At 66.6% G+C, this 12,484-nt stretch carries 9 protein-coding genes; 4 read left to right on the plus strand and 5 right to left on the minus strand.

What is annotated here, in order from left to right; translation table 11 throughout:
- Positions 1-144: 144 nt before the first annotated feature.
- Positions 145-2,472: a glycoside hydrolase family 9 protein gene (locus ACWD3D_RS05660; RefSeq protein ID WP_451459644.1), complete on the minus strand. Its 2,328-nt coding sequence runs from the start codon at positions 2,470-2,472 to the stop codon at positions 145-147.
- Positions 2,473-3,096: 624 nt separating this feature from the next.
- On the opposite strand from ACWD3D_RS05660, the gene ACWD3D_RS05665 reads away from it, so the two are divergent.
- Positions 3,097-5,229, plus strand: a complete 2,133-nt coding sequence (locus ACWD3D_RS05665; protein ID WP_451459645.1) for a cellulose binding domain-containing protein — start codon at positions 3,097-3,099, stop codon at positions 5,227-5,229.
- Positions 5,230-5,816: 587 nt separating this feature from the next.
- Here ACWD3D_RS05665 and ACWD3D_RS05670 read toward each other — a convergent pair.
- The 4 genes from ACWD3D_RS05670 to ACWD3D_RS05685 form a co-directional block, all read right to left on the minus strand.
- Positions 5,817-6,575, minus strand: coding sequence for a GntR family transcriptional regulator (locus ACWD3D_RS05670; protein WP_451459646.1), 759 nt, complete (start codon positions 6,573-6,575; stop codon positions 5,817-5,819).
- A gap of 198 nt (positions 6,576-6,773) precedes the next feature.
- A complete protein-coding gene (locus ACWD3D_RS05675; RefSeq protein ID WP_451459664.1) occupies positions 6,774-7,784 on the minus strand; it encodes a DUF262 domain-containing protein in 1,011 nt (336 codons plus the stop codon).
- A 5-nt stretch (positions 7,785-7,789) separates the two neighbouring features.
- Complete coding sequence (locus tag ACWD3D_RS05680; RefSeq protein WP_451459647.1) at positions 7,790-8,380, minus strand: hypothetical protein; 591 nt, start codon at positions 8,378-8,380, stop codon at positions 7,790-7,792.
- A 1,016-nt stretch (positions 8,381-9,396) separates the two neighbouring features.
- The gene (locus ACWD3D_RS05685; protein ID WP_451459646.1) at positions 9,397-10,155 is read right to left on the minus strand and encodes a GntR family transcriptional regulator; all 759 of its coding nucleotides are present in this window, start codon (positions 10,153-10,155) and stop codon (positions 9,397-9,399) included.
- Positions 10,156-10,232: 77 nt separating this feature from the next.
- Here ACWD3D_RS05685 and ACWD3D_RS05690 point away from each other — a divergent pair, with 77 nt between their 5' ends.
- From ACWD3D_RS05690 to ACWD3D_RS05700, 3 genes are all read left to right on the plus strand, one after another.
- Positions 10,233-10,511, plus strand: a complete 279-nt coding sequence (locus tag ACWD3D_RS05690) for a hypothetical protein (RefSeq protein ID WP_451459648.1) — start codon at positions 10,233-10,235, stop codon at positions 10,509-10,511.
- A 761-nt stretch (positions 10,512-11,272) separates the two neighbouring features.
- Positions 11,273-12,004, plus strand: coding sequence for a GntR family transcriptional regulator (locus ACWD3D_RS05695; RefSeq protein ID WP_451459649.1), 732 nt, complete (start codon positions 11,273-11,275; stop codon positions 12,002-12,004).
- The gene (locus ACWD3D_RS05700) at positions 12,001-12,303 is read left to right on the plus strand and encodes a hypothetical protein (protein WP_451459650.1); all 303 of its coding nucleotides are present in this window, start codon (positions 12,001-12,003) and stop codon (positions 12,301-12,303) included. Before ACWD3D_RS05695 ends, ACWD3D_RS05700 begins: the two co-directional genes overlap by 4 nt.
- Positions 12,304-12,484 lie beyond the last annotated feature (181 nt).

Here is a 12,484-nt window from a genome sequence, read left to right on the forward strand (position 1 = left end):
GACGCCGGTCGCGGTACACCGATGCAGCCATGGGCGACCGCGCTCCCTGCCCGTCGCCTCCACCTGGCGGCGGGCCCCATGGGGTGGTCCATCACCTACATGTTCAGGGTCGCGGCGCCGCCCACGCCGCGACCGATCACCTTCTCAGGTGCAGGGAACGCCGTTCAGGGCGAAGCCGGTCGGCGCGGCGCCCGGCACCCCGGTTCCCTGGAATCCGAAGGACACCGAACCGCCCGGCGAGACGGCCTTGTTGTGGCCGGCGTCGGTGGCCGTCACGGCTGCACCGGTCTGAGTGGCGGTCGCGTTCCACGCGCTGGTGACCTTCTCGTCGCCGGCGAAACTCCAGACGAGACGCCATCCGTTCACCGCCGTGGTGCCGGTGTTGCGGATGGTGACGTCGGCGGTGAAGCCTCCGCCCCAGGAGGAGCCGACCTTGTAGGCGACGGCGCAACCGGCGCCCGGCGCCGGCGTGGGCGTCGGAGTCGGTGTGGGGGTCGGTGTGGGTGTGGGCGTAGGAGTGGGGGTCGGCGTGGGCGTAGGAGTGGGAGTCGGCGTCGGGGTGGGCGTCGGACCGGACCCGTCCGGCAGCGCTCCCCACTGGCGTGCGTCCCCGTCCAGCAGCACCAGGTTCGGCGCGTCCGCCGGGGTGGCGCCCGGTGTGGTGGGCAGGCCCTGGAGGGACCAGTCGTTCGACGGGTCCCAGGCGCCCGAGGAACTGATGCGGAACTGGACCTCCTTGCGGTACGCCGACTGCCCGGCCGGCGCGATCACCGTGTTCGAGCAGTCCACGCTCACGTAGTACACGTCGCCCGCGTACCGCGTGGGGCCGCTCGCCGTACCGCACTGGTTGTAGTTGGTGGTGACCGTGATGTTCGTCGGCGAGACGCCGGGTTCCAGGGTGAAGTAATACCGCAGGGAGGCCTTCGCCAGCGATCGGGCGGGCCAGGCCGACTTGTTCACCAGGTACGCCTTGATCTCGGTGAAGTTGCTCCCGGAGGCGTTCACCGACGCCTGCGCGAGCACCTGCGGCCCGTCCGGCTGCTCGGTCGGCGGGAAGGCGGTGAGCGGGGCACCGCCGTACTCGGCGTACAGGCGGGCGAGTGCGCCGGTGAACGCCGCGTTGTAGTCGGTGGCGACCTCGTTGTTGGTGTAGTTCTGCCGGTCGTCGGTGTAGGCGTCGTCGGCTGCGCTCGGTCCGCCGACGAGGGCACCGTAGAGGGTGTGGCGGCTCTCGGCCGGGCTGGTGATCTGGTCGGTCCACGAGCCGTGCGAGGTGCGGTGGTGCGGCTTGGTGGGAGGGGTGTTGCCGAAGCCGACGACGTAGCTCGCACCGCGGGGATTGTCACCGAGCGCGTAGTCGATCTGGCGCACCGCGAAGTCGTGGTAGCGCGCCTTGCGGGTCGCGTCGCCCGTCAGCCAGTCGCTGTAGGAGAGCGCGGCGAACGCCGTGTTGGCCGCGTACCGCAGGGAGCCCCACGAGTCCAGCACGGCCTCGCCTCCGGGGGAGTAGCGGACCTTCGCGCCGTCCACCCCGGACGTCCACCAGTCCAGCCACCGGTTGGCGTCGTCGATGTACTTCTGCTTCCCGGTGATCTTGGCGAGCAGCACGTACGAGCCGTAGGAGGTGTCGTCCCAGGAGAGTGTCCACCGGTAGGAGCGGGTGGTGGTCTGCGGCTCGGTGGAGAGGCCGTCGTAGTACTGCTCGGCCTTGGCGAGATAGGTGGCGTCACCGGTGGCCCGGTAGAGCCAGACAGCACCCCACACCAGCTCGTCCTGGTACCCGCTCCAGGAGTTGTAGTACGACTTCGCGTCGGTGATGCAGTCGCTGTACTTGCCCCGGTAGGTGTCGGCGAACGCGTACAGCTGCTTCGCGTGGGTGACCAGCTTCGCCGCGTAGGCCGGGTCGTCGTCGGCGAACAGCATCGAGGAGGAGGCCATCGCGGCGGCCGTCTGCCCGGCGAGGTCCGTACCGGGGCAGGAGGCGTCGATCCGGTAGGCGGGCCGGGCCATCGGCATCACCTCGGCCGGACCCCACCACTTGTGGTCGTCTGCGCCGTTGCCCACCTGTCCGTACAGCACGTTCGCGGACGGGTGCGCCCTGACGAAGTAGTCGTTGACGAAGCGCAGACTGTCCTTGAGGTACTTCAGCTGCCCGGACGCGGTGTACGCGGCCTTCTGCTCGACGCCGCCCCAGGCCAGGACGGTGGCGCTGTACGCCATGGGCAGACCGAACTTGACGTGGTCGCCGGCGTCGTACCAACCGCCGGTCAGGTCCAGGCCGACGTCCTTGCCGTCGTCCAGACCCGAGTCGCCGCGCCAGGAGACCCGGTTGTCGGCGGGCAGACGGCCGGAGCGCTGGGCCTCGTAGAAGAAGAGCGACTTCTGCAACGCCTCGCCGTAGGCGTACTTGGGGGCGGCCTCCGCCGGGGACGCGGCGAGCGGTGTGAGGGCGGCGGCGAGCAAGGCGGTCACACCGGCGAGGGCGACGCCCCAGCGGGAACGCCCACCCGACGTGGGACGTAGACGCGAGAGCAGTCCGCGACGTGGGCGCGCGAACCGCCGTATTGCATGCACCTGACAAGCCATGATGTCTTCTTTCCGTGGGGGAGCGTCGGCCATGAGCGGCGGCGCGAGGCGCCATGGGAGCGCTCCCGCGCTTCAGATTGCCGCGCTGTGAAACGAAGCGGCAATGTGCGAACGCGCCACTTCTGCGCCGGGTGGCTGAAACTGTGCGATCGCCGAACGGGTTGTCCGCCCCGGAACGCGCGGCACGGGCAAGTCGTCCGTGGGTCATCGGGACGGGGTGCGGCCACCTGGCCGACTCTGCGCAAGGCGTCCGAAATCAGGTTGGTGCACGGGCGTTGACAGGGCGTCACCCCGCTCCCAATATGGGAGCGCTCCCATCGGCGGGAGCCGGCCGCCGACCCGCACGCGCCCGCCGCACCGCACTCACGTTCCGCCTTCCGCGCCGCCCGCGCGGAACCTTCCGCTGCCCGGACGGCACTTCGCCACCACGCCGGTCGTACGCCTGCTCGACGGCACCGCCCGACATCCACCGACCCGCTCGTGACGACGGACCACCCAGTGAGGACTCTCATGCCAGCACCGCACGGAACCGTCCGCCCGGCCGCCACCGGCTTACGCCCCCTCGCGCGCGGCGCGGCCGTTCTGGCCGTGGCCTCGGCCCTGCTGACGTCGCTGGTCGGCGTCGCGCCCGCCGCGCCCGCCGCGTTTTCGGCGACCGACGTCGCGGACGTGGATGTCCAGGTCAACGCCCAGGCGGCGCTCGGCCGACTGTCCGACACCGCCCGCGGCGTCAACGCCGCCGTGTGGGACTCGCACATGAACGATCCCGAGGTGGCCGACCTCATGAAGGCGGCCGACGTGGGCGCGATGCGCTACCCCGGTGGGTCGTACGCGGACATCTACCACTGGGAGACGCACACCGCGCCCGGGGGCTATGTCGCCCCTGGCACCGGTTTCGACGACTTCATGGGCACCGTCGCCGCCACCGGTGCACAGCCCATCCTGATCGCCAACTACGGCTCGGGCACGCCCGAGGAGGCGGCCGGCTGGGTCAGGTACGCGAACGTCACCAAGAAATACGGTGCGAAGTACTGGGAGATCGGCAACGAGATCTACGGCAACGGTCATTACGGCAGCGGCTGGGAGCAGGACGACCACCAGGACAAGAGCGCCCAGGAGTACGCCCGCCAGGTCCGCGCCTACGCCACGGCCATGAAGGCCGTCGACCCGACCGTCAAGATCGGCGCGGTCCTCACCGCTCCGGGCGAATGGCCGGACGGCGTGGTCGGCGAGGGAGACCCCGGCGACTGGAACAACACCGTGCTGCCCGAAGTGGCCGACGTCATCGACTTTGTGAGCGTCCACTGGTACGCGGGTGGATCCGACACCACCGCGGCGGACGCCTCGGCCAGGCTGGCCAGGCTGCCCGGTGAACTGCGAGAGGTGCGCAGCCAGCTCGACCGGTACGCGGGGGCCGACTCACCCGGCATCGGTATCGCCCTCACCGAGATCAACACCAACACGGGTGGTGCTCGGCTCACCGCCCGCCCCAACGGACTCTTCGCCGCCGACGCGTTCATGACGGCCCTGGAGAACGGCGTGTTCAACGTCGACTGGTGGAACACCCACAACGGCGTCGGCCAGATCACGACCGTCGACGGCGAGACGGACTACGGCGACATGGGGATGCTCTCCAGCGGCGCCTGCAACGGCGACGTGTGCGAGCCGGCGCCAAACACACCGTTCCACCCCTACTACGGCATGAAGATGACCAGCGAACTGGGCACCGAGGGCGACACCATGGTCGCCGCGGCGTCGTCCGCGCAGGACGTCTCGGCACACGCGGTTCTCCGTCGCGACGGGCGGCTGAGCGTCCTGCTCGTCAACAAGAACCCGGAAGCCCGGACCGTGGACCTCGCATACGCGGGCTTCACTCCGGCCGCCACCGCGCCCAAGGCCAGCCGCTACGCACCGGGCGACAGCGACATCACCGCGCTCGCCGCCGGGGAGGCGTCCACGTCCCGGGTCACCGTGCCGGCGTCCGCCCTGCTCACCATCACCCTCGAACCGCGAGCCGGCACCGGTCCGGGAGCCTCGGCCGCCGGAACCCCGGCCACCCCGAAGCTGGAAGGGGTGACCGACACCACCGCGCGCCTGTCCTGGAGCAGTTCGACGGGCGCCGCCCGCTACCTGGTCCAGGAGCGCGACGGCGCGCACACCTACCTGATCGGTGAGACCACCGGCACCTCCGTGACCCTGCGGAACCTGCCCCCGGGCAGCACCCACACGGTCAACCTACTGGCGGCCGACGCCTCGGGGCGGCTCTCCGGAGCGTCCTCCCCGCTGACCTTCACCACCGGCGTCCCGTCGAACGCGGCCTGCGCGGTGACCTACCACCGTGACACGAGCTGGGGCAACGGCTTCGTGTCCACGGTCACCGTCCGCAACCTCTCCGACGTGCCGATCACCGGCTGGACTGTCGACTGGGACTGGCCGACCGGGACCCAGACGGTAGGTTCCGGCTGGAACGCCACGTTCTCCCAGACCGGCTCACACGTGCGGGTGACCGCACCCGATGGCGCGGGGCCGCTGGCCGCGGACGGCGGCTCCACGGCCTCCTTCGGATTCGTCGGCGCCAACGACGGGCCCAACCCCGACCCGACGGCCTTCCGCCTCAACGGCACGGTCTGCTCCAGCGGGTGACGCCCGGTCCGCCCGGGACGAGGGGCCGCAGGCCTCCTCCCCGGGCGGACCGTCCCTCCGCGTGGGCCCGCTCCTCGGCAGATGGGGCCCCGCGGCAGGGGCGTCCTCGGTCACCGGGAAGAAACCGGTGACAGCCGTACAGCCCCGGTGTCCGACCTTGATCGCAGAGGGGGTGCCGGGGCTTCGCCGCCTCCACCGAAACCCTTCCTGAACAGCGAAAAGCCCTCCCGATGGGGAGGGCTTTCGGCGGTGCCCCCGGCAGGACTCGAACCTGCGGCCAAGCGCTTCGAAGGTGCTTGGCCGGACCGGCGGCGCATGCTGCCTCAGCTGGCGTTGTCCGCCTCATGGTGGTGGGCGTGCAGCGCCTTCGGCTCGTATTCGGCACGAGGCATGTGACGGGCGTCGGCTGAAGCCGCGTGCTCGGGGTACCCGCCTGAACATGCTGGCTCTGAGCACCTATCGGTCCTACCACGGCACAACGACGGTCTGGGCCTTTGTCGTTGCCATCCTCATCGGGGTCGTGGCGGTCTGGTACTTCCGACGTCGAAGGTAGGCGCCCGACCTGTTGCCACGGACCCGGCGGGCCGCTACTGCCGATTGATGGGGATCTCGTAAACGATCTCGCAGTGCGCGACCGGCACCACGATGTCGGCGGTCTCGACGGGCCGGCCCTGGTCGCTGTAGTACGTCCGCCGGATGTGCGTCACGTACGCGCCGTTCTGGATGCCGAGGAGTGACGCCTCCTCCGCGGTCGCCCCGCGCGGCTCCGGCTGTTCCACCGCGTGCCCAACGGTGATGCCGATGACGGCCATCCGGTTCACCACTCCGACCCCGGCGTGCGGGCCTCCCTCGGGGAGGACGACGAGTGTGCCGACCGTGAGTTCGTACGGCTCCCAACTCGTCGACAGCTGCACGGGTCGGCCGTTCGCCAGGAACTCGTACACCGTCCGGACACACAGATCACCCTCGGCGATCCCGAGACGCGCCGCGATGTCCGCCGGCGCCGGGACCTTCACGTCGGACCGGCTCTCCCAGTCGCTCTGCCTGCCCACGGCCTTCATGTCCGCCCGGAACGGCGAACCGTCAGGCTGCTCGCGCGCCGAGGAGCGAACCATCCGCACGCGTTCCCGGGGCTCGGCCACGTAGGTGCCCGATCCCGCGCGGCCCTCCAGCAGGCCCTGGGAGATCAGTAGTTCCTGCGCCCGGCGCACCACGTTCTCGCCCACGCCGTACTCCTGGCCGATCTGGGCGCGGGACGGCAGGCGGTCTCCTGGCTCCCAGACGTGCTCTGCGATCCGCCGCCGCAGCTCGTCGGCGATGCGGAGATAAGGCGCTTGCTCAGGCATATGGAAAATCTAGTCCATGGAGGGCGGTACCCCTCCATGGCTTTAGATGGCACTGACGAGGGCGAGCCTCAGAGATCGTGGTCCCAGCGCCGTGCCTTAACGGGCAGGTCCTCAGACTGCCCAAATCGCCGGAGGTCTACGAACTAATGCCCTCTCACCCGAGGCAGTTCTAGCGTCGTTTGGGCGCCCGGTGACTCCCTAGCGCAGATGGCTCAGGATCCTGCCCCGCAAGGCAGTGCCTCGGTTAATCCTGCTAATTCGGTCGTTAATTCCGGACCGAACCCGACGGTAGTACTCAGCGGCGTCAGGCATTGGATCTGCCGTCCGTGTCACGTCATCTACTTCGTCGTAGAACGATTGGACGCTAGATGACACCGCTCCTGGGTCGAGTTTGGCTGACTCGACCACCATGATCTGGTATAGCTCGACTAGAAGCGTCAAAAGGTCGGCCTTTTGCCAGGTCCGCGACCGTTCTGGGAACTTGCATTCCTCAATAAACTTCATAATGAAGGTGAGGTTTTCGGAAATCACATGCTGTTGAGGGAAATCATCGTTGAAGCGCTCAAGGAACTCTTCGTGCCTGTCGTCCCGGTTGAAATATCCCGAAATGCACGAGATTACGAGAGTGAGGGCGTAGCCGATGTCGTTCATTCGGCGGCCGTCAAGCGACGAAAATACCCTGTGGTCAATAAAGAAGCTCCTGGCGGCAACCTCTTCGGCGAACTTCTTGAACGCCCCATCGAAGCGCGAGTTGTTCACCTCCATTGCATTTAGGGAATAGTTCGTTGAGTTGATTCTGTGAAAAATTTCTCTAGTTTCATCCTCGCTGAGAGGGCCCAGATCGCGCACCACGACTTCGTACTCCAGGAATGCGACCTTTTGGTCTCTGTTCAGCTCCTGATAGCGAGGAACTCCGCCCTGACCAAGTCGAAGGCTCGAAGAATCTGTGAAGTACTCGTACAGGGTGGTGATTCGTTGCTGACCGTCTACGATCAGTTCGGTGCCGTCGCCAGTGTCGGGGTTTACTTCTCCGGCCGAAAGGAAGATTTCAGGGAAGGGCAGACCGTCTAGAACGGTTTCCAGGAACGCCGCCTTGTGCGCATTGGACCATACGAGGCGTCGTTGGAAGTGTGGATTGGGTACCAGCGTCTTATCTCTGATTCCAGTCAGGAGTAGCCTTAGACGCTTGTTGGTGGCCGAAGTCTGCATCTTTTTCACTGGTCCCCCGCGATGTTCCTGCATGCCGCCACTGAGTTCATCTGGTATTTAGTAAGGAAAGTCATATCGTGATAGATCGCTGCAGCGATCTTGTATGGACCGTAGCGCCGACTTACCTGAATGGATCGGAAAAATTCCCACCAGGCCTCGGTAAACTCGAAACTTGCACCACGAGGAAGCTTGTCTGGGCGAATCCACCCCCAGGCGAGGTACTTCTCGAACTGCTGCCTGTCCGGCCAATAGGCGCCCGACTCCATATATTCATGCGTCTCGTGCCAAACTTTTTCATACAAATCGTGACTGACGATCGCGACATCAATATCTGATGTGTCTCCGAAAATGCGATACCGCTTAGTTGGCGAGATGCTGAACCCCAGTTTCGCGGATCCTACAACAAAGATGTCCTGGTGGACCTTCAATGAGAATTCGTTCGCGATCTCTTCTTTCAGGCTGTAGTGGTCATCCTCGCTTACCGCGAAGCAGGCGCCATGCAAAATATGGGCATCGACTATTCGTCGATCACTGAAATCTGACGAGAGTGCATCTTTGAATTTTTCAAGACGCCTATCCGCCTCCTCTTTCGCCAAAGTGATTCCTCTCCCCCCAGCGCCATCCTGTCCTTGCTTTAGGATACCGGGGCATGGACAGTGTGGCGGCCCAACTGGCTTCCGTTGCCCGTAGATGTGTGCAGGTCAGTCTCGGTGGTGTCCGCGACCGGACATCGACAGCGACGGACGGCTGCAACCTGATTGGACCCCTGAAGTGCTGTCGCGCGGCCGACTCGCTAGGAGTAGCGAAGCTACTGGAGGCCGTGGAGGCGTCAACTGAGGTCGGTGGGCGGCAGAGGCGAAGGTCAGAGGGCCAGGTACAACGAACCCAGACGGTCTTGAGAGTTGTCGTAGCAGCGATGCCACCGTGGGTTCGAACCTCACATCCACCACACGGGAATGGCCTCTGGCCAGGTGAACCGGTCGGGTTAGTTACAAACGCGCTGCCCGTCGACCCTTCTGGTTGCCTGTCAGCTCCCAGTCGATCGTGCGCAGGGGGCAGTAGAGAAGGTCTTATCCGGCTCGCCCGGCGAAGCGGCTCCAGCGACGCCATGTTGACAGCCCAACTGCCGGATTTTCATACGCACCTGCGCAGGTGCTGTGGGTCGCCTGCATGCAGTATGTCGAGGGTCCTTGTCTGACCACTGGAGGTGGCCTGACGGCTCGTGGGCCTCCTAGGGCACCGTTCGTGAGATGGCCGATTGAGTCATTTTGGCCCGTATCCGACTCGGTCACCCGCAGAACCCCGGTGACAGCCGTACAGCCCCGGTGTCCGACCTTGATCGTAGAGGGGGATGCCGGGGCTTCGCCGCCCCCACTGAAACCCGCCCTGACCAGCGAAAAGCCCTCCCGAGGGGGAGGGCTCTCGATAGTGCCCCCGGCAGGACTCGAACCTGCGGCCAAGCGCTTAGAAGGCGCTTGGTGCGTTGCGGCCCGCACGCTGTCTGACCTGCTGCTCAGCGTGGCTGTCTCGCCCTTGCGACGGGTCTTCGGCACACATTCGACTGGCGCCCACGATCGGCTCCGCTCCTCCGCGGCCTCCGACCCGTCGGGGTCTACTGCCGATTGATCGGAATCTCGTAGACGATCTCGCAGTGCGCGACCGGCACCACGATGTCGGCGGTCTCGACGGGCCGGCCCTGGTCGCTGTAGTACGTCCGCCGGATGTGCGTCACGTACGCGCCGTTCTGGATGCCGAGGAGTGACGCCTCCTCCGCGGTTGCCCCGCGCGGCTCCGGCTGTTCCACCGCGTGCCCAACGGTGATGCCGATGACGGCCATCCGGTTCACTACTCCGACCCCGGCGTGCGGGCCTCCCTCGGGGAGTACGACGAGCGTGCCGACCGTGAGTTCGTACGGCTCCCAACTCGTCGACAGCTGCACGGGGCGGCCGTTCGCCAGGAACTCGTACACCGTCCGGACGCACAGATCACCCTCGGCGATACCGAGACGCGCGGCGATGTCCGCCGGCGCCGGGACCTTCACATCGGACCGGCTCTCCCAGTCGCTCTGCCTGCCCACGGCCTTCATGTCCGCCCGGAACGGCGAACCGTCAGGCTGTTCGCGCGCCGAGGAGCGAACCATCCGCACGCGTTCCCGGGGCTCGGCCACGTAGGTGCCCGATCCCGCGCGGCCCTCCAGCAGCCCCTGGGAGATCAGTAGTTCCTGCGCCCGGCGCACCACGTTCTCGCCCACGCCGTACTCCTGGCCGATCTGGGCGCGGGACGGCAGGCGGTCTCCTGGCTCCCAGACGTGCTCTGCGATCCGCCGCCGCAGCTCGTCGGCGATGCGGAGATAAGGCGCTTGCTCAGGCATATGGAAAATCTAGTCCACTAGCCCTAATCTAGTTAACTAGCTTCACTCAAAGTGATCGCTGTTAACGGAGGCTGCCTGTGCCCAGCTCGGGAGTAAGTGCGGCGTCGATTGCTGCTCGGCTGTCCGCCCTCGGGCTGCGCCCACGCGTCAAGGAGCACGCCCGCTACACGGCGGTCGAAGCGACGATCCCCGAATCCCTGCCGGCCGAGTCCTGGGGCGAGGTCCTGGCGGCGGTGGGCGAGGCGGACCGATTCGGCCTCCTCGCCACCAGTTCGAACGGCCGCACCCTCTGGGCGGTCGTACGCAAAGCGGTCCCCACGACGGGCTATGTCGGGGGACCGGGCTATCAGCGATAGGAGCTGAACAGCATGTTCAACCGTATCCGCCGTGCCCTCTCGATCACCAGAGGCGGGCACGCGTTCAGGGGGCGGCATCGTCGGCCGGAAGCACCCACCCGGCCGACGGGCGGGACCGCCGCGGCGGCACCCGCTCACGCGCCGAGGGCCAACCAGGACTCGGACGTCGACAGCGGGCGTCACCGGTACGCCCTCGCGGGGGAGGACTCCGCGCTCGTCCGCCCGTACGTCTTGGCGGCCTGGGAGAAGCGCACGCAACCTCGATCGCTATTCGTGGCCCCCCACCTGTCCGCCGCGGCCTGGTCGTCCCTCACGGGGGCGTCCTGATGGCTCCTCCTCGCCTGCGGAGCGTTCTCGCGTCGATCGAAGCCCCTCCCTACCGATCGGCCACCTGCCGGATCGGCACCCACGACGCCTGCACAGAGTCCCCGGTGCTGCTCGCACCCATCGCCCTCCCCTTGGTCTACGAGGTGTGCACTTGCCCCTGCCACGCGTCCCCCAGCAGGCCCGCACAGACGGAGCCCCAACGGTGAGGGGGCATGGAGCCGGGCGACTCCTGGCGTCACATGCGGACATCACCTCGACCACCGTCCTGTGCGGAGACATCATCCAAGTCGGAGGGCGGGCTTGCCGCGTGACCAATCTCCGCCAGTTGCCCCACGGAGCCAAGCAACTCCTTCTCGACTCCGGCGAACTCCTGACGATGCACCTGCGGACCCGTTTCGTCGCCGTACGCATGATGAGAAGGCGGTGACCCGACGATGCCCTTCCGCCATCGCGAAATCGCCGACGATCTACGGCAACAGATCACGACCGGCCGTCTCGGTCCCGGCGAACGCCTCTCCTCCGAGCCGGCGTTGGCCGCGCAGTATTCGGTGAGCACGGGAACCTTGCGGCGCGCTCTCTCCGTGCTCCAAGGGGAAGGACTGATCGACAAGTTCCACGGCCGAGGCAACTTCGTTTGCCGTCCTCTGCGCAGGTTCATGTATGTCGGAGGGTGGGGGACGTTCGACCCTTGGACCGCCGCGGACGCCTCGCTCCGAGTCACCGTTCGCACGGCCACGGTTCCAGCACAGGGGCTTCTGGCTGGCCTGCTGGACGTACCCACGGGCAGCTCCCTCACGGAGTTCGTCTGCATCAGCCACGAGGGGGCGTCGCCACTCGGCCTGGCCCGGATATACCTCCCGCACGACCTGGCCCCCGCCGGCCTTTTGGGCGAGGCGCCCTCGTACGAGCAGACGGCCAAGAGATTCGCCGTCTTGAGCTCATCGCCGGCCGAGGTCCGCGAGACGGTCTGCGCCCGCCCTCCGACCCTCGATGAGGTCTCGGCGCTGCGGATCAGTCCCACCGCTGCAGTCCTCGCGATCACGCGCACCGCCACCGACTCTGCTGGACGCGTCGTGGAAGCCGCGCTCCTGGCCTTCCCTGGAGACCGTACCGACGCGGTCTTCATTCCCCACCATGCGTCCATTGAAAGGCAATTGCTGTCGTGACAGACCAGATCGAGCTACGTCTTCTCCCGTGGTCGAGCCCGGAAGGGAAGCCCTGCTACCTCAGTACCGACGACAGCGACAGCTACATGTCCCGCTTGGCGGACGAGATCGAAGCGGACCAATTCGACGTGGCCCTTGAATTGCTAGAGGAAGCAATTGAATCTCTTGCCGATGATGATGCGCGTCCGGAGGTGGTGAAGCGCCTGGCGCAGCAACTGACCGAAGTGCTGCGAGACGTCCTCCGTGTGGCTGCCAGCCGTGGCCACTTGCTGGCGCTGTGTGAACCCAACTCTCTCTAAACGGAGCAGCCCACATCGGCGAAAGCCGATCCCAGCTGGTCAGATTTTAGATGTGTTGGTAGTTGGCGAGAGTCCCTAACTGATCACGGTCAGGGACCCTCGTGCTCGTTTGTAAACGAAAGAAAATCGCTAGCATTCGCCTGCCAGAGGTCTCCGCCCCAGATCTGGCCTTAGTCCGCTT

The sequence above is a fragment of the Streptomyces sp. NPDC002690 genome (genome assembly GCF_053592415.1).